At 60.6% G+C, this 21,402-nt stretch carries 17 protein-coding genes and 1 tRNA gene; 13 read left to right on the top strand and 5 right to left on the bottom strand.

Annotated features, from left to right (window positions below; translation table 11 throughout):
• The first annotated feature begins 15 nt into the window (after positions 1 to 15).
• From Q8M42_RS07430 to Q8M42_RS07415, 4 genes are all read left to right on the top strand, one after another.
• Positions 16 to 201 (top strand): DUF2065 domain-containing protein, encoded by a 186-nt coding sequence (locus Q8M42_RS07430; RefSeq protein WP_160016276.1) that lies wholly within the window; start codon positions 16 to 18, stop codon positions 199 to 201.
• A gap of 37 nt (positions 202 to 238) precedes the next feature.
• Positions 239 to 1,426: an ATP phosphoribosyltransferase regulatory subunit gene (locus Q8M42_RS07425; RefSeq protein WP_304864130.1), complete on the top strand. Its 1,188-nt coding sequence runs from the start codon at positions 239 to 241 to the stop codon at positions 1,424 to 1,426.
• Positions 1,427 to 1,490: 64 nt separating this feature from the next.
• Positions 1,491 to 2,786: an adenylosuccinate synthase gene (locus tag Q8M42_RS07420; protein WP_167142979.1), complete on the top strand. Its 1,296-nt coding sequence runs from the start codon at positions 1,491 to 1,493 to the stop codon at positions 2,784 to 2,786.
• Positions 2,787 to 2,923: 137 nt separating this feature from the next.
• The gene (locus Q8M42_RS07415; protein WP_304864134.1) at positions 2,924 to 4,858 is read left to right on the top strand and encodes a methyl-accepting chemotaxis protein; all 1,935 of its coding nucleotides are present in this window, start codon (positions 2,924 to 2,926) and stop codon (positions 4,856 to 4,858) included.
• 105 nt (positions 4,859 to 4,963) lie between these two features.
• On the opposite strand, the gene Q8M42_RS07410 is transcribed toward Q8M42_RS07415, so the two are convergent.
• Positions 4,964 to 5,050: transfer RNA gene (locus Q8M42_RS07410), tRNA-Leu, on the bottom strand.
• A gap of 215 nt (positions 5,051 to 5,265) precedes the next feature.
• On the opposite strand from Q8M42_RS07410, the gene rnr reads away from it, so the two are divergent.
• The 7 genes from rnr to dnaB all read left to right on the top strand — a co-directional run bounded on the left by rnr (position 5,266) and on the right by dnaB (position 12,409).
• A complete protein-coding gene (rnr, locus tag Q8M42_RS07405) occupies positions 5,266 to 7,815 on the top strand; it encodes a ribonuclease R (protein WP_304864136.1) in 2,550 nt (849 codons plus the stop codon).
• Positions 7,812 to 8,567 (top strand): 23S rRNA (guanosine(2251)-2'-O)-methyltransferase RlmB, encoded by a 756-nt coding sequence (gene rlmB, locus Q8M42_RS07400; RefSeq protein WP_304864138.1) that lies wholly within the window; start codon positions 7,812 to 7,814, stop codon positions 8,565 to 8,567. The genes rnr and rlmB overlap by 4 nt, the downstream gene beginning before the upstream one ends.
• A 252-nt stretch (positions 8,568 to 8,819) precedes the next feature.
• Positions 8,820 to 9,242 carry a 30S ribosomal protein S6 gene (gene rpsF / locus Q8M42_RS07395; RefSeq protein ID WP_090249650.1) on the top strand — a complete coding sequence of 141 codons (423 nt, stop codon included), beginning with the start codon at positions 8,820 to 8,822 and terminating at the stop codon, positions 9,240 to 9,242.
• A gap of 28 nt (positions 9,243 to 9,270) precedes the next feature.
• The gene (gene rpsR / locus Q8M42_RS07390; RefSeq protein WP_069519637.1) at positions 9,271 to 9,501 is read left to right on the top strand and encodes a 30S ribosomal protein S18; all 231 of its coding nucleotides are present in this window, start codon (positions 9,271 to 9,273) and stop codon (positions 9,499 to 9,501) included.
• A 36-nt stretch (positions 9,502 to 9,537) separates the two neighbouring features.
• Complete coding sequence (locus tag Q8M42_RS07385) at positions 9,538 to 10,431, top strand: hypothetical protein (RefSeq protein WP_304869399.1); 894 nt, start codon at positions 9,538 to 9,540, stop codon at positions 10,429 to 10,431.
• Positions 10,432 to 10,452: 21 nt separating this feature from the next.
• Entirely contained in the window at positions 10,453 to 10,899 is a 447-nt protein-coding gene (gene rplI / locus Q8M42_RS07380; protein WP_275960565.1) for a 50S ribosomal protein L9, read from the top strand.
• A gap of 115 nt (positions 10,900 to 11,014) precedes the next feature.
• Positions 11,015 to 12,409 carry a replicative DNA helicase gene (gene dnaB, locus Q8M42_RS07375; protein WP_304869401.1) on the top strand — a complete coding sequence of 465 codons (1,395 nt, stop codon included), beginning with the start codon at positions 11,015 to 11,017 and terminating at the stop codon, positions 12,407 to 12,409.
• A 33-nt stretch (positions 12,410 to 12,442) separates the two neighbouring features.
• On the opposite strand, the gene Q8M42_RS07370 is transcribed toward dnaB, so the two are convergent.
• The gene (locus Q8M42_RS07370) at positions 12,443 to 13,144 is read right to left on the bottom strand and encodes a YafY family protein (protein ID WP_304869403.1); all 702 of its coding nucleotides are present in this window, start codon (positions 13,142 to 13,144) and stop codon (positions 12,443 to 12,445) included.
• Between the two features lie 63 nt (positions 13,145 to 13,207).
• Positions 13,208 to 13,573 (bottom strand): VOC family protein, encoded by a 366-nt coding sequence (locus Q8M42_RS07365; RefSeq protein WP_275960567.1) that lies wholly within the window; start codon positions 13,571 to 13,573, stop codon positions 13,208 to 13,210.
• Between the two features lie 250 nt (positions 13,574 to 13,823).
• Between Q8M42_RS07365 and alr the strand changes: the two genes are divergently transcribed.
• Entirely contained in the window at positions 13,824 to 14,903 is a 1,080-nt protein-coding gene (alr, locus tag Q8M42_RS07360) for an alanine racemase (RefSeq protein WP_304869405.1), read from the top strand.
• A gap of 1 nt (position 14,904) precedes the next feature.
• Here the strand turns inward: alr and Q8M42_RS07355 are convergent, their stop codons facing one another.
• On the bottom strand, positions 14,905 to 16,737 hold the full coding sequence (locus Q8M42_RS07355) for a diguanylate cyclase (RefSeq protein ID WP_304869530.1): 1,833 nt from the start codon (positions 16,735 to 16,737) through the stop codon (positions 14,905 to 14,907).
• A gap of 205 nt (positions 16,738 to 16,942) precedes the next feature.
• Positions 16,943 to 18,820, bottom strand: coding sequence for a diguanylate cyclase (locus Q8M42_RS07350; RefSeq protein WP_304869406.1), 1,878 nt, complete (start codon positions 18,818 to 18,820; stop codon positions 16,943 to 16,945).
• A gap of 233 nt (positions 18,821 to 19,053) precedes the next feature.
• Between Q8M42_RS07350 and Q8M42_RS07345 the strand changes: the two genes are divergently transcribed.
• A complete protein-coding gene (locus Q8M42_RS07345; protein ID WP_304869532.1) occupies positions 19,054 to 21,369 on the top strand; it encodes a YgiQ family radical SAM protein in 2,316 nt (771 codons plus the stop codon).
• Positions 21,370 to 21,402 lie beyond the last annotated feature (33 nt).

Here is a 21,402-nt window from a genome sequence, read left to right as displayed (position 1 = left end):
GCGTCTGTGGGAAGCATGTGGCAGGAATTAGGCATCGCGTTGTGTCTCGTGCTGGTGCTGGAAGGCATCCTGCCCTTCCTGTGTCCGCGCCATTGGCGTGACACGCTTTTACAACTGACGCAGCTGTCAGACAGGCAGCTGCGTCTGCTGGGGTTGGCCAGCATGCTGCTGGGCACAACCGTCCTTTATTGGCTTCACTGAAGGCTTGTGCCGCCCGGTTCAAGAGGGGAATGGCGAAATGGCAACGGTAGACCGCTGGCTGCTGCCAGATGGCATCGAAGAAGTACTGCCACCGTACGCAGGGCGTATTGAGGTGGCGCGCCGTCAGGTGCTGGATCTGTTCCAGCGCTGGGGCTATGAATTTGTGGTGACCCCGCATATCGAGTACCTGGAATCGCTGCTGACTGGCGCGGGCCAGGATCTGGATCTGCGCACCTTCAAGGTGACCGACCCGCTGTCCGGCCGGCAGATGGGCTTTCGTGCCGATATCACGCCGCAGGTGGCGCGCATCGATGCGCATACCCTGCGCCGCGAAGGGCCGAGCCGTCTGTGCTACGCCGGTAGCGTGGTGCATGCCCAGCCGCGTGCGCTGACTACGTCGCGCAGCCCGATTCAGCTAGGTGCCGAGCTGTATGGCGACGCCAGCCCGGCCAGCGATGTGGAAGTGATCAGTCTGCTGGTCAACACCCTTGAGCTGGCGGCGGTGCCGGATGTGCACATGGATCTTGGTCATGTCGGTATCTATCGTGGCCTGGCGCGCGCCGCCGAGCTGTCTGGCGAGGTCGAGCAGCAGCTGTTCGATGCGCTGCAGCGTAAGGCGATGGATGAGGTTATCGAGCTTACCGAAACCCTGCCGGATGACCTGCGCAAGATGCTGCGTGCGCTCAGTGAGCTGTGCGGTGGACGTGAGGTGTTGGATCTGGCTCAGGCTTGCCTGGTCGATGCGCCTGATGACGTACATGCGGCGCTGGATGATCTGATGGCGATTGCCGACGCACTGAGCTTGCGCTACCCGGAATTACCGCTGTACTTCGATCTTGGCGAGCTGCGCGGCTATCACTACCACACCGGTGTGGTGTTCGCGGCCTTCGTCCCGGGCGTGGGCTATGCCATCGCCCAGGGCGGCCGCTATGACGACATCGGTGCCGACTTTGGCCGAGCGCGTCCGGCGACAGGCTTCTCCACCGACCTGAAAACCCTGGTAAGCCTGGGGCAGATGCAGTTGGGTGAAGAGCCGGCCGGAATATGGGCGCCGGACAACCATGATGTGTTTTTGTGGCAGGCGATTGTGCGTTTGCGTCAGGACGGTCAGCGCGTAGTTCAGGCATTGCCTGGGCAGGTCGCGGCTGATGCCGAGGCGGCAGGCTGTGATCGTCTGCTGCTGTTGCGTGATGGCCGCTGGCAGTTGGCTGCGCTGACAGCCTGAGTGGTCGTGCGAAAAGTTTCCGTCGGCTGTGGCCGGCATCAAGTTTGCGAAGAGGGTTAGTGTTATGGGTAAGAATGTCGTAGTCCTGGGCACCCAGTGGGGCGATGAAGGCAAGGGCAAGATCGTCGACCTGCTGACCGAACAGGCTGCAGCTGTTGTGCGTTATCAGGGCGGTCATAATGCTGGCCACACCCTGGTGATCGACGGCGAGAAGACCGTTCTGCACCTGATCCCCTCCGGCATTCTGCGCGAAAATGTGCAGTGCCTGATCGGCAACGGCGTGGTGGTTGCGCCCGATGCGTTGATGCGTGAAATCATCAAGCTGGAAGAGAAGGGCGTGCCGGTGCGTGAGCGTCTGCGTATCAGTCCATCCTGCCCGCTGATCCTGCCGTATCACGTGGCCCTCGATCAGGCGCGTGAGAAAGCTCGCGGTGATGCCAAGATCGGCACTACCGGCCGTGGTATCGGCCCGGCTTACGAGGACAAGGTGGCGCGCCGTGGTCTGCGCATTGGTGATCTGTTCCACCGTGAGCGTTTCGCCGCCAAACTCGGCGAACTGCTGGATTACCACAACTTCGTACTGGTCAATTACTACAAAGAGCCGGCCATCGACTTCCAGAAGACACTCGACGAGTGCATGGAATACGCCGAGCTGCTCAAGCCGATGATGACCGACGTGACCGCCGTGCTGCACGACATGCGTCGTGAGGGCAAGGACATCATGTTCGAAGGCGCCCAGGGCTCGCTGCTGGATATTGACCACGGCACTTACCCCTACGTCACCAGTTCCAACACCACTGCTGGCGGTATTGCCACCGGTTCCGGTTTTGGTCCGATGTATCTGGATTACATCCTCGGTATCACCAAGGCCTACACCACCCGTGTTGGCTCGGGTCCGTTCCCGACCGAGCTGTTTGATGAAACCGGCGCGTTCCTCGCCAAGCGTGGCCATGAGTTCGGTTCCACCACCGGTCGCGCCCGTCGCTGCGGTTGGTTTGATGCGGTGATCCTGCGTCGCGCCATCGAAATCAACAGCATCTCCGGTCTGTGCCTGACCAAGCTCGACGTGCTCGACGGCCTGGAAACCATCCGTATCTGCGTGGGCTACAAAGACCAGAATGGTGATGTGCTGGTTGATGCGCCGACGGATGCTGACAGCTATCTGGGTCTGCAGCCGGTTTACGAAGAGCTGCCGGGTTGGAGCGAATCGACCCTGGGTGCGAAAACCCTGGAAGAGCTGCCCGCAGCGGCGCGTGCCTACATCAAACGTGTGGAAGAGTTGGTCGGTGCGCCGATTGACATCGTTTCCACCGGCCCGGACCGCAACGAGACTATTGTGTTGCGTCATCCGTTTGCCTGATAGTCACAGGCAGTGCACAGGGGGTCGCCAATTGGCGGCCCTTTGTCGTTTCTGGCCCACGTAAAAATATCCGGGCTAGCCTTTATAAATCAGCTTTCCCGCCGTTATAGGCATTACCGTTGTCAGGAGTGTCTGCCGTGTTTGCCATTATTTCTGTGTTGCGCAGTCGCTTGCTATTGCCGGTGTTTCTCGCGCTGGGCGTGGCCCTGTTGGTGCAGGTGGTTGTGGCTGTGGCCTTGACCCGCACTACGGTGGCGACGCTGGAGGCGGATTTGGCCAAAGGCATGCAGGCCGATACAGCGCGCCTGGTGGGTGAGCTGACCAAGGCCGGAGATGAGGTGCGTGGCGGCCTGGACAGCCTTTCTGCCAGTACTCAGGCGCAGTTGGCTAAAGGCCTATCCAGCAGATTGGCCGAGGAGCAGGCGCAGATTCGTGGGGTTCTGGATAGCAACCTCAAGCGTTCGGCGGATGAGTTGGCGCAGCTGCTCTCGGCGGTTGCGCCGAAGGCGATCTGGGACGCTGATGTGCCGGCGTTGACCGAGTTGGTGCGCGGTGCTCATCGCAATCCGGCAGTGCTATTTGCGGTGTACCTCGATGCGCAAGGCGAGCGCCTGACGCGTCACCTCAATCGGCAGGACTCCCGTGTGCGTGCGCTGATGGCCAAAGGCGAGGGTGATGGCGCGCTGGATAAGGTGCTGCAGGCTGCCGCCAGTGATCCGGGTGTGTATATCGCTGAAGCGACGATCAGCCCGATGGGTTCGGACATCGGCAAGGTTCTGCTGGGGGTTTCTACTGCGTCGGTGGACGAGGAGCTGGCGAAGTTGGATCAGCGTTTCGTCAGCCTGATCGACAGTAGTGGGCAGCTGGTTTCCGACAGTTTGAGTGGTGCGGCCAGCAGCAGTGCGGATGCCCTGGCGGCGCGCTTGAGCGTTGCGCGTGAGGCTGCCGGCGGTATGGAGCAGAGCAGTCGCAAGGTGGTGCAGCAAGCCGCAGCCGGTTTGCGTTGGAATATCAGTATGGGCCTGGCGCTGGTGGCGCTGGTGATTTTGTTGGTGTTGGCGCTGGTGCTGGGGCGGCGAGTGGTCAGCAAGCTGCATACCTTGATCGCGGTACTGAATGACTGGGCGGCGGGTGAGGGGGATTTGACGCGTCGGGTCGAGCTCAATAGTCGTGATGAAATTGGCGATATGGCGGCGGCAGTCAATCGCTTCGTCGCCAAGTTGCAGCCGATTGTGCGCGAGGCGGGAGAAGTGGCATCGCTCACCGGGCAGGAAATCGGCAATCTGGCCTCGCGCAGTGCGGCGGCCGAGTCGGCGGCTGAGCGTCAGCGCGATGAGGTGGCGGGCAGTCTGCAGGCGCTGGCGGAAATGGCCGGTGAGGCGCAGGCGGAAAGTCATGCCATGCGCGAGGCGTTGCAGCGCGTCGGGGCGATTCGTCAGGCCGCGGATGACAATGCCGCGATTGCGCTGCGTGTGGGTGGTTCGATCGAAGAATTGGTGCGGCGTGTGGAGACCGGTTCGGCAGTCATCGAGCGGCTGGCTAAGCAGAGCGAGCAGATTGAAGTGGTGCTGACGGTAATTCGCTCAATTGCCGAGCAAACCAACCTGTTGGCCCTGAATGCGGCAATTGAGGCTGCGCGTGCGGGTGAAAGCGGTCGCGGTTTTGCTGTGGTGGCGGATGAAGTGCGTGCGCTGGCCAGCAAAACGCAGCAGTCCACCGGCGATATCCAGACCCATATCGGCGCGCTGCAACAGGGCGCGCGCGAAGCGGTTGAGGCGATTGGTCAGGCAGGTAAGCAGGCGGATCAGGGCTTGGCTGCATTACGTGAAAGTGCGCGGGTGCAGCAGTCGGTGCGTGAGGCGGTGGAGGAGGTGCATGGCGCAATCAATACCGCGACCGAAGCAGCTGCGCATCAGGCCGAGGGGGCGGATGCTGTGCGTGGCCGTGTCGAGGTGATTCATCGCGAGGCGCAGCGGGCAGCGGAGGCTGTGGCCGCGACGGCGAATAGTGGTCGGGTGTTGGACGGCTTGGCGAAGAAGCTCAAGGCCAGCCTGGGGCAGTTTCGCGTTTAAGCTGGATCAGGGCGGGCATGCGTAAGTGCCCGCCGGATTGGTTGCGCTGCGACGGGTTAAATCGCAGGTAATAAAAAACCGAGCCAGTGGCTCGGTTTTTTGAATTGGTGCCCAGGAGAAGACTCGAACTTCCACGACCGTAAGGTCACCAGCACCTGAAGCTGGCGTGTCTACCAATTTCACCACCTGGGCATTGATTGCAAAACTTGCTTATTTGCTATCAACTACAACTCGGTTAACTTCGTTTCCCGTCGTTGTGGCGCGCATAATACGGATCACGTTTTTACTTGTAAACCCCTGTTGTTAAAAAATTTTATTCTGTGTGCCGGGCTGACCTGGACAGTGGTTTCGCGCTTCAATAGGCACATGGCAAACCGAATTTGTGTAGATAAGGTGAATTACCTCTAATGGCCGATTGGCAATCCCTCGATCCCGAGGCCGCTCGTGAAGCGGAAAAATACGAAAACCCCATTCCAAGTCGCGAGCTGATCCTGCAGCACTTGTCTGACCGTGGCTCCCCGGCGAGCCGTGAAGAGCTGGCCGATGAGTTTGGCATGGCCACTGAAGAGCAGCTCGAAGCGCTGCGTCGTCGTCTGCGCGCCATGGAGCGCGATGGTCAACTGATCTATACCCGTCGCGGCACCTATGCCCCGGTCGACAAGCTTGACCTGATCCTGGGTCGCGTCAGCGGGCATCGCGATGGCTTTGGCTTTCTGGTGCCGGATGACGGCAGCGATGACCTGTTCCTGAGCCCTGCGCAAATGCGCCTGGTGTTCGATGGCGACCGTGCGCTGGCGCGGGTTTCCGGCCTTGACCGTCGTGGTCGTCGTGAAGGTGCCGTGGTTGAAGTGATCTCCCGCGCCCACGAAAGCATTGTTGGTCGTTATTACGAAGAAAGCGGTGTCGGCTTTGTAGTCGCCGATAACCCGAAAATTCAGCAGGAAGTGCTGGTAACGCCAGGGCGTAACGCCGGCGCCAAGCAGGGGCAGTTTGTTGAGGTGAAAATCACCCACTGGCCGACTACACGCTTCCAGCCCCAGGGCGATGTGGTTGAAGTGGTTGGCAACTATATGGCGCCGGGCATGGAAATCGACGTTGCCCTGCGCAGCTACGACATTCCCCACGTCTGGCCCGAAGCTGTAGTGAAAGAAGCGCGCAAGCTCAAGCCAGAAGTCGAAGAGAAGGACAAAGAGAAGCGCATCGATCTGCGCCATCTGCCGTTCGTTACCATCGACGGTGAAGATGCCCGCGACTTCGATGACGCGGTGTATTGCGAGAAAAACGGCAGTAACTGGCGGCTGTTCTCCGGCGGCTGGAAGCTCTATGTCGCCATCGCCGACGTTTCCCATTATGTGAAGATCGATTCTGCGCTGGACGCCGAGGCTCAGGTGCGTGGCAACTCGGTGTACTTCCCGGAGCGGGTTATCCCGATGCTGCCGGAGGAGTTGTCCAACGGACTGTGCTCGCTGAACCCGCACGTCGATCGCCTGGCCATGGTGTGCGAGATCAGTATCTCGAAGACCGGCAAGATGACCGATTACCAGTTCTACGAAGCGGTTATCCATTCCCACGCGCGTCTGACCTACAACAAAGTCAGCGCCATGCTTGAGCAGCCCAAGGGTAGTGAAGGCAAGGCACTGCGTGGCGAATACAAAGAAGTACTGCCGCACCTCAAGCAGCTGTATTCGCTGTATCAGGTGCTGTTGGCTGCGCGCCATGAGCGCGGCGCCATCGATTTTGAAACCCAGGAAACTCGGATCATCTTCGGTGCCGGTCGCAAGATCGCCGAGATTCGCCCAACCCAGCGCAACGATGCGCACAAGTTGATCGAAGAATGCATGCTGGCCGCCAACGTAGCCACGGCTGCGTTTATGCAGAAGCATGAAATTCCGGCTCTGTATCGCGTGCATGATTGCCCGCCGCCGGAGCGCGTGGAGAAGCTCAAAGCATTCCTCACCGAGCTGGGCCTGTCGTTGCACCGTGGCAAGTCCAAGGACGGTCCGTCGCCCAAGGACTACCAGCTGCTGCTGGAAAGCATTCGTGAACGTCCGGATTACCACCTGATCCAGACCGTAATGCTGCGCTCGCTCAGTCAGGCGGTGTACAGCGCGGACAATCAGGGTCACTTTGGTCTGAATTACGAGGCGTATGCGCACTTCACCTCGCCAATTCGTCGCTACCCGGATCTGTTGATTCATCGGGCAATTCGCAGTGTGGTCCGTTCCAAGCTTGATACCCCGCACGTCAAGCGTGCCGGCGCGACGATCATGCCGCGTGCGCGGATCTACCCCTACGATGATGCGATTCTCGAGCAGCTCGGCGAGCAATGTTCGATGTCCGAGCGTCGCGCCGATGAGGCCACCCGCGATGTGGTGAACTGGCTCAAGTGCGAGTTTATGAAGGATCGCGTCGGCGAAACCTTTCCGGGTGTGATCACGGCGGTGACGGGCTTTGGTCTGTTCGTCGAGCTGAAGGACATCTACGTCGAAGGTCTAGTGCACGTCACCGCCCTGCCGGGCGACTACTACCACTTCGACCCCGTGCATCACCGTCTGGCGGGCGAGCGCAGTGGTCGCAGCTTCCGTCTGGGCGATAGCGTTGAGGTCAAGGTCATGCGCGTCGATCTGGACGAGCGCAAGATCGATTTCGAGCTGGCTGAAGGTAAAACGGCAGTGCCGGCCGGTCAGCGCCGCGGTGGTTTTGAATCGGCGGCGGGTAAAACCGGGCGTCGCGGCGAACGTGCCGCGCCAGGCAATACCGACGTTGAAAAGAGTCGCGCGCTGAAAAAATCGCTGCTCAGTGATTCAAAGGGCAAAACCAGTAAAAGCTCGTCCGCCAAGGGGGAGTCGGTCAAGCCGACCAGCAAGGCTGGCAAGCCGGGCGCGCATCGCAAGGGCGCGCCTGCAGGTGGGGCGCCGGCACCTGGCGGTGCACGCAAGCGTAAGGCGAAGTCATGAGTCAGCTGGAAAAGATCTATGGTGTGCATTCCGTAGAGGCGTTGCTGCGTCATCACCCGAAGCGGGTCAAGCAGATTTGGCTGGCCGAGGGGCGTAATGACCCGCGAGTGCAGGTGCTGCTGGCGCTGGCAGCGGATGCACGAGTCGCGGTCGGCCAGTGCGAGCGTCGTGAGATGGATGCCTGGGTAGAGGGTGGTGTGCATCAGGGTGTAGTCGCCGATGTCAGCCCTAGTCAGGTCTGGGGCGAGGCGATGCTCGATGAGCTGCTTGACCGCACCGAGGGCGCACCTTTGTTGCTGGTGCTCGACGGCGTGACCGACCCGCACAATCTCGGTGCTTGCCTGCGCACCGCCGATGCGGCCGGTGCGCTGGCGGTGATCGTGCCGAAGGACAAATCCGCCACGCTCAATGCCACTGTGCGCAAAGTTGCCTGCGGTGCGGCGGAGGTGATTCCGCTGGTGGCGGTGACCAACCTGGCGCGCAGCCTGGAGAAGCTCCAGCAGCGCGGCCTGTGGGTTGTTGGCACGGCCGGCGAGGCTGAGATGGAGTTGTACGAGCATGATCTGACCGGGCCGACCGTGCTGATCATGGGCGCCGAAGGTAAAGGCATGCGGCGGCTGACCCGTGAGCACTGTGATTACCTGGTCAAGCTGCCGATGGCAGGCAGCGTCAGCAGCCTCAATGTGTCGGTGGCAACAGGTGTGTGCCTGTTTGAGGCATTGCGTCAGCGCAAGGCTGGCGGCAAGAAGTAGCACGGTGCGGGTGCCTGCGGGCGCTCGCTGCTGTGGCGCTGCAGCAGTGGCTTCCCTGCTCGAGCATTCGCGTCGAGTTGTTCAAATAATCACCAGTTCACCTTGCGTGTAGCGGGGGGCTTCACTAGAATGTCGCCCCTTGCCGCGACGGCAGGCGCTTTTGCGCCTTTCTGTTTCAGCAAGACAAACAAGTGAAATTCACTCCTTGCCTGACCGCATTTAGCGGCAGGCTACAACCCGTAAGGAGCATTTATGCGTCATTACGAAATCATCTTTCTGGTTCACCCGGACCAGAGCGAGCAAGTCGGCGGCATGGTTGAGCGTTACACCAAGCTGATCGAAGAAGACGGCGGCAAGATTCACCGCCTGGAAGATTGGGGTCGTCGTCAGCTGGCTTACGCCATCAACAACGTCCACAAGGCTCACTACGTGATGCTTAACGTTGAGTGCACCGGCAAAGCCCTGGCTGAGCTGGAAGACAACTTCCGTTACAACGATGCCGTGATCCGTAACCTGGTCATCCGTCGCGACGAGGCCGTTACTGACCAGTCCGAGATGCTCAAGGCCGAAGAAAACCGCAGTGAGCGCCGTGAGCGTCGTGACCGTCCTGACAACGCCGATTCTGTTGATGGCGATGACAGCGACAACAACGACAGCGACAACGCTGACGAGTAATCCACGGATCTATTGAGGAGCCACTCTCATGGCACGTTTCTTCCGTCGTCGTAAATTCTGCCGTTTTACTGCAGAAGAAGTGAAAGAGATCGATTTCAAAGATCTCAACACGCTGAAAGCTTACATCTCGGAAACCGGCAAGATCGTTCCTAGCCGTATCACCGGTACTAAGGCTCGTTATCAGCGTCAGCTGGCTACCGCTATCAAGCGCGCCCGCTTCCTGGCCCTGCTGCCTTACACCGACAGCCACGGCCGCTGAGACCGGATGTTCGACAAGAAGTAAGGGATAGATCGCATGCGCGCCTTAGCTGAATTCATTATGCGCGGCCGTATGCAGGCCACTCTCGTAGTGGTGGTTTCTGCGGCGTTGCCGCTGTTGTTCTGGTTGAGTGCTGCCGCTGGAAGCTTGGTGCTTCTGCGGCGCGGTTGGAGTGATGCCATTGGCATCCTCGCCTGGGCCCTGCTGCCGGCCATTGGCTGGTGGTATTTCGGTGAGCCGCGCACCCTGTTGGTGTTGCTCGGTGCGCTGGGATTGGCGTTGTTGTTACGCGCCAACCTGTCCTGGAATCGTGTGCTGCTGTGCAGCGTGGCATTGGGCCTGGTGTATGGGTTGGTCTTGGGTGCGGTGTTCCGCGAACCCATCGAGGCAATGGCGCTTGAGCTGCAAAAGCTGATGCCGCAAATGCTCGATGGGATTCACCAACAGCTGTCGGTGGATGAGCGAGCGCGTCTGGATAGCCTGATTGCACCGGTACTGACCGGATTGATCGCGGCGTTGTTGCAGATAGTCAGCTTGTTGAGCCTGATGCTTGGGCGCTTCTGGCAGGCGCAGTTGTATAACCCGGGTGGTTTTGGTCGCGAGTTTCGCGCGCTACGCCTCCCGACCCCGCTGGCGATGTTGCTGCTGGTTGGCATGCTGTTGGGGCCCAATCTGGGTCCGCAAATGGCCATGCTGACGCCGTTGTGCAGTGTGCCGTTGGCGTTTGCGGGCATCGCCCTGTTGCATGGGATGGTGGCGCAAGGTCGGCTAGGTAAGTTCTGGCTGGTCGGGTTGTACATCACGCTGTTGCTGTTTATGCAGCTGACTTATCCGTTACTGGTGGTTTTGGCCATTGTCGACAGTCTGCTTGATTTTCGTGGTCGCTTTGAGCGCAAACAAGGCTCGGGCCCCGCGAACGGTGAAGGTTAAAAGTTAAGAGGTTATTACCAAATGGAACTGATCCTGCTGGAAAAAATCGCCAACCTGGGCAACCTGGGCGATAAAGTGAATGTTAAGGCCGGTTACGGTCGTAACTTCCTGCTGCCGCAAGGCAAAGCTACCGCTGCTACCGCCGCAAACGTTGCTGCGTTCGAAGCGCGTCGCGCCGAGCTGGAAAAACTGGCTGCCGAGAAGAAAGCGTACGCTGAATCCCGCGCTGCTCAGTTGGCTGAACTGGAAGTCACCATCACCGCTACTGCGGGCGATGAAGGCAAACTGTTCGGCTCCATCGGTACTCACGACATCGCTGAAGCCCTGACCGCCTCCGGCGTTGAAGTGGCCAAAGCTGAAGTGCGTCTGCCGAACGGCACCATTCGTCAACTCGGCGAATACGACGTAGCCGTGCACCTGCACAGCGACGTTGAAGCAACCGTTAAGGTTGTTGTTGTAGCCGCCTAACTGGCTGCTCAACGGGCTTGCACTTGAGTGCAGGCTCGCTAACATCGGGCACGGCATTGCGAAAGCGATTCCGTGCCCTTTGTTTTTCCAACACAGAATTCTTTGCCCGAGCCTTATGAACGACATCAGCCTGCCCGAACAGTACGACCTGCAAACCTCAGCCCTGAAGGTGCCGCCGCACTCGATCGAGGCGGAGCAAGCCGTGCTGGGTGGCCTGATGCTCGATAACAATGCCTGGGAGCGGGTGCTCGATGCGGTGTCCGATGGCGACTTCTATAGGCACGACCACCGCCTGATCTTCCGCGCGATCTTCAAGCTGGCCGAGCGCAACCACCCCTTCGATGTGGTCACTGTGTCCGAGCAGCTGGACCAGGAAGGGCAGCTGTCGCAAGTCGGTGGCCTGGCCTACCTCGGTGAACTGGCAAAGAACACGCCCTCGGTGGCTAACATCAAGGCCTATGCGCAGATCATTCGTGAGCGCGCCACACTGCGCCAGTTGATTGGCATCAGCGGTGAAATCGCCGACAGCGCCTATATGCCGCAAGGCCGAACCGGCGCCGAGATTCTCGATGAAGCCGAGCGACTGATCTTCCAGATCGCCGAGGCGCGACCTAAGACCGGTGGCCCTGTGGGCATCAACGATATTCTGGTCAAGGCCATCGACCGTATCGATACCCTGTTCAATGCTGGTGACGCGATCACCGGTCTGTCCACCGGCTTTACCGATCTGGACGACCTGACCAGCGGCCTGCAGCCGGCCGACCTGATCATCGTCGCCGGTCGACCGTCGATGGGTAAGACCACCTTCGCCATGAACCTGGTGGAAAACGCCTTGATGCGCAGTGACAAGGTGGTGATGGTGTACTCGCTGGAGATGCCGTCCGACTCCATCGTTATGCGTATGCTCGCCTCGCTCGGCCGTATCGACCAGACCAAGGTGCGCGCCGGTCGCCTGGACGACGACGATTGGCCGCGCCTGACCTCGGCGGTCAACCTGTTGAATGACCGCAAGCTGTTTATCGACGATACCGCCGGTATCTCGCCCTCGGAAATGCGCGCGCGTACTCGCCGCCTGGCCCGTGAGCACGGCGAGATCGGCCTGATCATGGTCGACTACCTGCAGCTGATGCAGATTCCCGGCTCCAGCGGCGACAGCCGAGTGAACGAGATTTCCGAGATCTCCCGCTCGCTCAAGGCCCTGGCCAAGGAATTCAACTGCCCGGTGATCGCCCTGTCGCAGCTTAACCGTGGCCTGGAGCAGCGCCCGAACAAACGCCCGATCAACTCTGACTTGCGTGAATCCGGGGCCATCGAGCAGGACGCCGACATCATCATGTTCGTTTACCGCGACGAGGTGTATCACCCCGAGACCGAGTACAAGGGCGTGGCCGAAATCATCATCGGCAAGCAGCGTAACGGTCCATTGGGTACGGCGCGGCTGGCGTTTCTTGGCAAGTTCTCGCGTTTCGAAAACCTCGCCCCGGGTAGCTATCAGTTCGACGACGAGTGATCTGGCTTACTCTAAGCCGCGCTCTTCAGGCGTTTAGCTTTTGTACGACGGCGCGGTGGCGTGTTCACCTAGATACGGTTTGAGGTAGTCCTCCAGGCGTTGGCCCTGTACCGCTTCAAAGGTCTCCGCACGGTCCTGCAGCTGTTCCACGCGGTCGATGCGGAAGTTGCGAAAGTCGTTGCGCAGCTCACACCAGCTGCACAGGGTCCAGGTTTGTCCCCAGAAGAACAGCCCTAGCGGCCAGACGCAGCGCTGGCTGCTTTCTCCGCGTTCATCGCGGTAGCTGAGCAGCAGTTTGTGGCGCTGGCGTATGGCTTGGCGCAGCTGGCCGAGCCAGTGCAACGGATACGGATTGGTTTCGGGGGCAAACAGCTGGTTGCGATTGAGCTCATCGCGCAGCTCGTTGGGCAGCACGCTGTGGATCTTCGCCAGTGCCGATTCGGCCGCCCGTTGCAGTTGTGGGTCCGCCCAGGCCTTGACCATGCGCGCGCCCACGAGCAACGCCTCAATCTCCTCGCGCTCGAACATCAAGGGCGGCAAATCCATCGGTTGGCGCAGCACGTAGCCGACGCCTGCTTCACCTTCCAACGGCACTCCGGAAAGGGAGAGGTCCTGGATGTCGCGATAAATAGTGCGCACCGATACCTGCAGGCGCTCGGCCAGCCACTGGGCGGTGGTCAGGCGACGGCTGCGCAGGAACTGCACGATTTGAAACAGGCGGTCGGCGCGTCTCATGTGGTCTCAGCTGTTCTCGCTCTGGATTACCGGGCGCGCTGGCGCACGCCCGGAATGCTGGGTTTAGGACATGCTGTGCAGGCCCACTTCATTGCCTTCGCTGTCTTTTATCACAGCGATAAAGCCATGCGGCGCGATGGACATCTTGCTGTGGATAATCACACCGCCTGCCGAGGGCACCCGGTTTACCACGGCATCCAGTTGGCCCTCGACATTGAGGTAGACGCGGGTGCCGCCAATGCCACTCTGTTGCTCGGCAGACTCGCTCAGGCAGCCGCCGACACCGCTTTCCAGTGCGTGGGGGAACAGTGCCATACGGCCGCCCATGCCCTCCATAACCTCCAGCGGTGTGGCCAGGGCGCGTTCATAGAAACCACGGGCACGCTCGAAGTTGCTGACAAATAGCTCGAACCAGTTGATCGCATTCATGTTCTCTCTCCTTGAAGGTTGGGGTGCGACAGGCCACGGCAGTATCTGACGGCGCGTTTTAGCCTGTGGAACCCACTCTAGGGGAGGGCTACTGACAGCTTATTGTCAGTAGCTTTTGCCTCGCTGCGATTAAATTTGCGTCGCGCGCAGCGGCACCGCAAGTGTATGGCTTGTGCTGGGCTACCTGGCGCTTGCAGCCCAGGAGCTGAGGGTTAAGATGCTCGGCTTTAGCCTGCCGTGGAGCCCTGTCATGCGTCCTCTTGTTGCCACCATCGATCTGTCAGCCATCGCCCATAACTACGCGGTGGCCAAGCGTTGCGCGCCGGGGCGGCAGGCGTTTGCGGTGGTCAAGGCAAATGCCTACGGGCATGGCGTGCGCGAGGTGGTGACGGCGCTGCACGATCTGGCCGATGGTTTTGCCGTGGCCAGCCTGGAGGAAGCCGCCGAGGTACGTGCTTTGCACGGCGAAGCGCGGATTCTGTTGCTTGAAGGCTGCTTCGAGGCGGCGGAGTATCAGTTTGCCGCGCAGCTGGGCCTGGATGTGGTGCTGCACAGCGAGCAGCAGGCGCAGCATTTGCTCGCCGCCAGCCTGGTGCGGCCGCTGAATCTGTGGCTGAAGCTGGACAGCGGCATGCACCGGCTGGGTTTTAGCGCCGCTGCCGTACGTGAATGGCACGGCCGTTTGCAGGGTGCAACGCAGGTGGCCGAGCTGAATCTGCTTAGCCACTTTGCCTGCGCCGATGAGCGCGGCAGTGAAACCACCGAGCTACAGCTTGAGCAGTTTCTCGATCTGCTGGATCTGGATTTTGCCCAGCGCTCGCTGGCCAACTCGGCGGCGATTCTGACCATCCCGGCTGCACATATGGATTGGCTGCGTCCCGGCATCATGCTCTATGGCGCCACGCCTTTTGCTGATCTGTGCGCGGCTGAGCTGGGCCTGCGCCCGGCCATGAGTCTGACCGCGCAGCTGATTGCCTGCCGCGATGTGGCGGTGGGTGACGCGGTTGGCTATGGCGGCACCTGGCGCGCCGAGCGGCCGTCGCGTATAGGCACTGTGAGTTGTGGCTATGCCGATGGCTACCCGCGCCATGCCCCGGCCGGCACGCCGGTTATCGTCCGTGGTCAGCGAGTGGCGCTGGTCGGACGGGTGTCCATGGATATGCTGACAGTTGATCTGACGGATCTGCCCGATGCCGCCGTGGGTGATGCGGTCGAACTATGGGGTGCGCAATTACCGGTGGATGAAGTGGCGCAGGCTGCGGGCACCATTGGCTACGAGCTGCTCAGCAAGGTCACTGTGCGGGTGCCACGGCGCTATCGCAACAGCTGAGTCAGAGCAGGCCGCTGGGCACGCTGAGCACATCCAGGTGCAGGCGCGCGCTGGTGCTCAGCTCGCCGTCTTCGCCGCATACCGCCGAGCCTGAGCGACCACGGGTCTTGACCCGGTAGAGCATCTCGTCGGCCGCCTTGTACAGCGCGGTAAAGGTGCCGGCGTGTTGCGGATACAGCGCCACGCCGATGCTGATGGTCACGGTCAGCCGTTCGGCGCCGTACATCACCGGTTTGGCCAGCTCGGCGAGCAGGCGATTGGCGATTTCCCGGGCGTGCTCTTCGGCATCGGCACCGCACACCAGTACGGCAAACTCATCGCCGCCCAGGCGCGCTACGGCGTCGCCCGAGCGCACATGCTCGCGCAGGCGCAGGGCGATCTGCTGCAACATCAGGTCACCGGCATCGTGGCCGTGTTTGTCGTTGATTGGCTTGAAGTGATCGAGGTCGATCAGCAGCAGGGCAATCGCTTCGCTGTGCCGGCGGGCGTTGGCCAGTGCAGTTTCGCAGCGCTCGACCAGGTAGCGGCGGTTTGGCAACTCGGTCAGCGGGTCGTGAAACGCCGCGTGTTGCAGCGCCTGTTCACGCTGGCGCAGGCGTTCATTGGTGGCGGCCAGCTCTGCGGTGCGCAGTTCAACCGAGTGCTGCAGTTCTGCGGCATTGGCCTGGGCCTGGGCCAGGCGTGCGGTTTTTTCGCGGTCGGCTTGTTGCAGCGCTTCGGCTTTCTCCTGCTTGAGCATTTGAATGCGATACGCCAGGGCAAACGAGAACAGGATGGTTTCGGCGGCAATCGAGAGCGGGAACAGGTAGGCAGTGAAGTTACTCGGTTCGATCAAGCCGGCTGCGCGCATGACCAGCACGACGGTGCTGATCAGCACTGCGCCGTAGCCGAGCAGATAGAACCGCGCTGGAACAAAACCCTGGAAGCAGCGCACGCCGGCACTGAACAGTGCGGTGGGTACAGTGACGATGGGCGTCAGGGCAATCATTAGGGCGCCTTCAGCGCGGTAGCCGAAGATGTTGATGACGATGGCGATGACATAAAGCGCGCAGCCGACGTTGAGCAGGCGGTGTGGCCAGATCAGGCCACGCTTGGTGTAGAGCAACTCCTGGGTGAAACGCATGACGAAGATGCCCCAGAGCGACGGCAGGGTGATGCGGTCTAGCCAGAAGGGCACAGGGTTGTCCGGCCACAGGTACTGAAAGCCATGGCCGGTCATGCTGAGGATAAACACCAGTACGCAGGCGGTGGCCATCACGTACCAGAAGTAGGCGCGGTCGCGCAGGGCCGCCAGGATGAACAGGTTGTACAGCAGTAGGGCAAGGATCATTCCGTAGATCAGGCCGAAACCGATGTTTTCGTTAGCAGTCAGCTGTTCGAGATCGGAGAGTTGCCAGATTTTCAGCGGAAAGGAGTTGCCTGCTGGGTCGAAGCTGCGGAAATACAGGGTTGTCGGCTCTTCGCCCAATGCTGGCAGTTTGAACACCATGCGCCGGTAAGCGTGGTCGCGGCCCTCCATATAAGGCACCGCATCCCCCGTTTCGCGAATGCTCCAGCCGCTCTGGCCGTTGGGTAGGTAGAGTTGCAGGTTAAAGATGGTGATGCCTGCGTTTTCCAGCCACCACTGGCTGGGTGCACCTGCTGCGCGTTGCAGGGTTATCTTGACCCACCAGGGGTGGCGGCTCTGACCAACGGTGGCGCGTCCTTCGGCGGGTTGAAAGCGGCGTTGCACCGCCGGGTCGGCCATGTCGGTAATCGTCAGTTTTCCACTGACATCCTCGAGCAGTTCGATCTGTTCATTCAATGCGCTGCCGCTGCTGGAGGCGCTCAGCATAATTGGGGTCGCGTAGGACGTACCGCTGAATAGGCTCAGCAGCAGAAGGATCGAAAGGCTTATGCGCTGCACTGCGGACTTCCCGATGTCGAGTGACGTTTTTCGCGAGTATAGGCACAAGCACGGCAGATCGCCGAAATTGCAGGCTGTTCGTTGGTTTGGCGTTTTGTTCGAGCGGCGCATGGTGTGCGCAGCCTCGTCGAACTCAGCTCAGCCCGCTGGGTACATTCAGCACATCCAGTTGCAGGCGGGCGCTGCTGCTTAGCTCGCCGTCTTCCCCGCAAACGGCCGAGCCAGAGCGGCCGCGGCTCTTGACCTTGTAGAGCATTTCATCGGCAGCCTTGTACAGGGTGGTGAAGTTGCTGGCGTGGCGCGGGTACAGCGCCACGCCGATGCTGATAGTCACGGTCAGACGGTCAGCGCCGTAGGCCACCGGTTTGGCCAGCTCGTCCAGCAGGCGGCGAGCGATGTCGCGGGCGTGCTGTTCAGCATCCGCACCGCCGATCAGCACAGCAAATTCGTCGCCGCCCAGGCGCGCGACAGCATCCCCCGAGCGTACATGCTCGCGCAGGCGCTGGGCGATGGTTTGCAGCATCAGGTCCCCTGCGTCGTGGCCGTATTTGTCGTTGATCGGCTTGAAGTGGTCGAGGTCGATCAGCAGCAGGGCGGTGGCTTCACTGTGTCGGCGGGCATTGGCCAGCGCCGCTTCGCAGCGCTCAACCAGAAAACGCCGGTTGGGTAGTTCGGTCAGGGGGTCATGGAAGGCGGCATGCTGCAGTTCGCGTTCGCGCTCGCAAAGCTGCTGATTGGCCAGTGCCAGCTCTGCAGTGCGCAGTTTGACTGCACTTTGCAGCTCGTCGGCGCTGCCCTGCATCTGTGCCAGGCGCGCAGTCTTTTCGCGGTCGGCTTGTTCCAGTGCTTCGGCTTTTTCCTGTTTGAGCGTTTGGATGCGATACGCCAGGGCAAAGGAGAACAAGATCGACTCAGCGGCCACGGAAAGTGGGAACACATAAGCGTTCCAGGTAGCCGGCTGCACGACCCCCGTGGCGCGCAGAAGGGCCAGGCTGATGCTGCCGAGGATCAGGCCGTAGCCGCAGAGGTAAAGCAGCGCCGGAAAATAGCCCTGACGCCAGCGAATCAGCGCCGAGCCCAAGGCCGCCGGGATGCTAGTCAGTGAGAGCAGGGCAATGATCCAAGCCGCCGTATGACGTTGGCCGAAACCTTCTAGGGTGACTGCAATGACATAGCAGACGCAGGCAAAGCTCAGTAGGTGATGCGCCCAGCGCACGTGCGTGCGGGTTTGCATAAGGCTTTGGGTGAAGCGGCAGGCGCAGAAGCCCCAGATTGATGGCAGGGTCACACGGTCCAGCCAGAAGGGAACGGGGTTGTTCGGCCACAGGTACTGGAAACCATGGCCGCTCATGCTGACAATCATCAGCAGGGCGCCAGCGGTAGTCAGCACATACCAGAAGTAGGCCGAGTCGCGCAGGCTGAAAAAGATAAACAGGTTGTACAGCAGCAGAGCGGCGATGATGCCGTAGACCACACCGAGCGCCAGGTTCTCTTCCGCAGCCGTTTGGGTCAGGTCGTCCAGCTGCCAGGCGCGCATCGGGAATGAGTTGCCCGCGGGGTCATAGCTGCGCAGGTAGAAGGTCAGGGGTTGCTGATCCAGCTCCGGCAGTTTGAACAATATGTGCCGGAAGTCATGGTCGCGGCCAGCCTTGTGGTTAACGCGCTCACCCGATTCGCGCTCTTGCCAGTTGCCGCTCTCGTCAGGCAGGTACAGGCGCATGTCATGTTGGGTGACCGAGCTGATTTCCAACCACCATTGGCTTGGTGCGTCGGCCGTACGCTGCACGGTTACCTTGATCCACCAGGGGCTAGTGCTCTGGCCAACACTGGCGCGGCCATTGGCAGGTTTGAAGCGACGTTGCACTGCAGGGTCGGCCATGTCGGCAATACCCAACTGCGCGCTGCTGTCTTCCAGCAGCTCGATATCAGCGTTTAGGGAAATGCCGTTGCTATCAGGCGTTAGCGTGAGCGCAGCGCTCGTCAGGCCAGGCAGGAGGGCTAGGCTCAGCATGGTAAGGATTGAAAAAGCTAAGCGTTGCACCACGTTCACCCCTTTTCCCGGCTATTAGCAACCGATGTTATTGCCCGGAGTATAGCCGTAAGCCACTACGATACCGCTACAGTGCTATGGGTCTTTCAGCCATTTAACCTAGCGTCTAAGTCGGGTTTGGTTAAAATTTGTGCTATATTCCGCGCCCGCGATTTTCCATCCCTGTTCGCCACCGCCGGTCACTTTCCATGTCCATGCAAACTGCCAAGCCGTTGTTCGATTATCCAAAGTATTGGGCCGAGTGTTTCGGGCCAGCACCTTTCCTGCCGATGAGCCGGGAAGAGATGGATCAGCTTGGCTGGGACAGCTGCGACATCATCATCGTCACCGGTGACGCTTATGTGGATCACCCCTCGTTTGGCATGGCGATTATCGGTCGCCTGCTGGAGTCGCAGGGCTTTCGCGTCGGCATCATCGCCCAGCCAAACTGGCAGTCGAAAGACGACTTTATGAAGCTCGGCGAGCCGAACCTGTTCTTCGGCGTCGCGGCCGGCAACATGGATTCGATGATCAACCGCTACACCGCCGACAAGAAAATTCGCTCCGACGACGCCTACACCCCAGGCGGTATGGCCGGCAAACGCCCGGACCGCGCCAGTCTGGTGTACAGCCAGCGCTGCAAAGAAGCCTACAAAAACGTGCCGATCGTGCTCGGGGGTATCGAAGCCTCGCTGCGCCGCATCGCCCATTACGACTACTGGCAGGACCGTGTGCGTAACTCGATCCTGATCGACGCCAGCGCCGATATCCTGCTGTATGGCAATGCCGAGCGCGCCATCGTCGAAGTGGCCCAGCGCCTGTCCTATGGCCACAAGATCGAAGACATCACCGACGTGCGTGGCACTGCGTTTATCCGCCGCGACACGCCGCAGGGCTGGTACGAGGTGGACTCCACGCGTATCGACCGGCCGGGCAAGGTCGACAAGATCATCAACCCGTATGTGAACACTCAGGACACCCAGGCCTGCGCCATCGAGCAAGAGAAAGGTCCGCAGGACGATCCGAACGAGGCGAAGGTGGTGCAGCTTCTTGCCAGCCCGCGCATGACCCGCGACAAGACGGTGATCCGTTTGCCGTCGATGGAGAAAGTGCGTAACGACCCCGTCCTGTATGCCCACGCCAACCGCGTGCTGCACCTGGAAACCAACCCGGGCAACGCCCGCGCGCTGGTGCAGAAGCATGGCGAAGTAGATGTGTGGTTCAACCCACCGCCCATCCCGATGACCACCGAAGAAATGGACTACGTGTTTGGCATGCCCTACGCGCGTGTTCCGCACCCGGCGTACGGCAAGGAGAAGATCCCGGCCTACGACATGATCCGTTTCTCGGTAAACATTATGCGTGGCTGCTTCGGTGGCTGCACCTTCTGCTCGATCACTGAGCACGAAGGGCGGATCATCCAGAACCGTTCGGAAGAGTCGATCATTCGTGAGATCGAAGAGATCCGCGACAAGGTGCCGGGCTTTACCGGGGTGATTTCCGACCTCGGCGGGCCGACCGCGAACATGTACCGCATCGCCTGCAAGAGCCCGGAAATCGAATCCGCGTGCCGCAAGCCGTCGTGCGTATTCCCTGGCATCTGCCCGAACCTGAACACCGATCACTCGGCCTTGATTCAGCTGTACCGCAGCGCCCGGGCTTTGCCTGGCGTGAAGAAGATTCTGATTGCCTCGGGGCTGCGTTATGACCTGGCCGTGGAGTCGCCGGAGTATGTCAAGGAGCTGGTCACCCACCATGTGGGTGGCTACCTGAAGATCGCCCCGGAGCACACCGAGGAAGGTCCGCTCAACCAGATGATGAAGCCGGGCATTGGCAGCTATGACAAGTTCAAGCGCATGTTCGAGAAGTACTCGAAAGAGGCGGGCAAAGAGCAGTATCTGATCCCCTACTTTATCGCTGCGCACCCAGGCACCACCGACGAAGACATGATGAACCTGGCCCTGTGGCTCAAGGGCAATGGTTTCCGTGCTGACCAGGTACAGGCCTTCTACCCGTCGCCAATGGCCACTGCCACGGCTATGTACCACTCGGGTAAGAACCCGCTGCGCAAGGTCAGCTACAAGAGCGATGGCGTGACCATCGTCAAGAGCGAAGAGCAGCGCCGCCTGCACAAGGCCTTCCTGCGTTATCACGACCCGAAAGGCTGGCCGATGCTGCGCGAGGCGCTGACCCGTATGGGTCGTGCCGACCTGATCGGGCCGGGTAAGAACCAGCTGATTCCGCTGCATCAACCCGCTACCGACAGCTACCAGAGCGCGCGCCGCAAGAACTCGACGCCGGCCGGTAGCCACAAAGTGGCTAAGGACACCACCAAGAGCAAGCCGATGCTGACCCAGCACACCGGCTTGCCGCCGCGTGACACCGGCGCTGCGGGTGGTAACCCCTGGGACAAGCGCGAGCAGGCCAAAGCGGCCGCGCAGGTGCGTAACCAGCAGGCTGCCAAGGAGCGTGCCGACGCGGCCAAGGGCAAAGGCAAGAAGCCGGTGAAGAAACCGGCCGTGCCGCGCTGATTAAGCAGGAATAAAAAATGCCAGCTTTGAGCT

Source organism: Pseudomonas sp., assembly GCF_030684895.1.
Taxonomy (GTDB): domain Bacteria; phylum Pseudomonadota; class Gammaproteobacteria; order Pseudomonadales; family Pseudomonadaceae; genus Aquipseudomonas.
The sequence above is the reverse complement of the archived record's forward strand: the minus strand, read 5'-3'. Positions and strand labels throughout refer to the sequence as shown.

What these genes read in the sequence shown, in the direction of transcription:
- Q8M42_RS07430 (WP_160016276.1), top strand. Translation starts at nt 16, where the DNA reads ATGTGGCAGGAATTAGGCATCGCGTTGTGTCTCGTGCTGGTGCTGGAA.
- Q8M42_RS07425 (WP_304864130.1), top strand. Translation starts at nt 239, where the DNA reads ATGGCAACGGTAGACCGCTGGCTGCTGCCAGATGGCATCGAAGAAGTA.
- Q8M42_RS07420 (WP_167142979.1), top strand. Translation starts at nt 1,491, where the DNA reads ATGGGTAAGAATGTCGTAGTCCTGGGCACCCAGTGGGGCGATGAAGGC.
- rnr (WP_304864136.1), top strand. Translation starts at nt 5,266, where the DNA reads ATGGCCGATTGGCAATCCCTCGATCCCGAGGCCGCTCGTGAAGCGGAA.
- rlmB (WP_304864138.1), top strand. Translation starts at nt 7,812, where the DNA reads ATGAGTCAGCTGGAAAAGATCTATGGTGTGCATTCCGTAGAGGCGTTG.
- rpsF (WP_090249650.1), top strand. Translation starts at nt 8,820, where the DNA reads ATGCGTCATTACGAAATCATCTTTCTGGTTCACCCGGACCAGAGCGAG.
- rpsR (WP_069519637.1), top strand. Translation starts at nt 9,271, where the DNA reads ATGGCACGTTTCTTCCGTCGTCGTAAATTCTGCCGTTTTACTGCAGAA.
- Q8M42_RS07385 (WP_304869399.1), top strand. Translation starts at nt 9,538, where the DNA reads ATGCGCGCCTTAGCTGAATTCATTATGCGCGGCCGTATGCAGGCCACT.
- rplI (WP_275960565.1), top strand. Translation starts at nt 10,453, where the DNA reads ATGGAACTGATCCTGCTGGAAAAAATCGCCAACCTGGGCAACCTGGGC.
- dnaB (WP_304869401.1), top strand. Translation starts at nt 11,015, where the DNA reads ATGAACGACATCAGCCTGCCCGAACAGTACGACCTGCAAACCTCAGCC.
- Q8M42_RS07370 (WP_304869403.1), bottom strand. Translation starts at nt 13,144, where the DNA reads ATGAGACGCGCCGACCGCCTGTTTCAAATCGTGCAGTTCCTGCGCAGC.
- Q8M42_RS07365 (WP_275960567.1), bottom strand. Translation starts at nt 13,573, where the DNA reads ATGAATGCGATCAACTGGTTCGAGCTATTTGTCAGCAACTTCGAGCGT.
- alr (WP_304869405.1), top strand. Translation starts at nt 13,824, where the DNA reads ATGCGTCCTCTTGTTGCCACCATCGATCTGTCAGCCATCGCCCATAAC.
- Q8M42_RS07355 (WP_304869530.1), bottom strand. Translation starts at nt 16,737, where the DNA reads ATGCTGAGCGCCTCCAGCAGCGGCAGCGCATTGAATGAACAGATCGAA.
- Q8M42_RS07350 (WP_304869406.1), bottom strand. Translation starts at nt 18,820, where the DNA reads ATGCTGAGCCTAGCCCTCCTGCCTGGCCTGACGAGCGCTGCGCTCACG.
- Q8M42_RS07345 (WP_304869532.1), top strand. Translation starts at nt 19,054, where the DNA reads ATGCAAACTGCCAAGCCGTTGTTCGATTATCCAAAGTATTGGGCCGAG.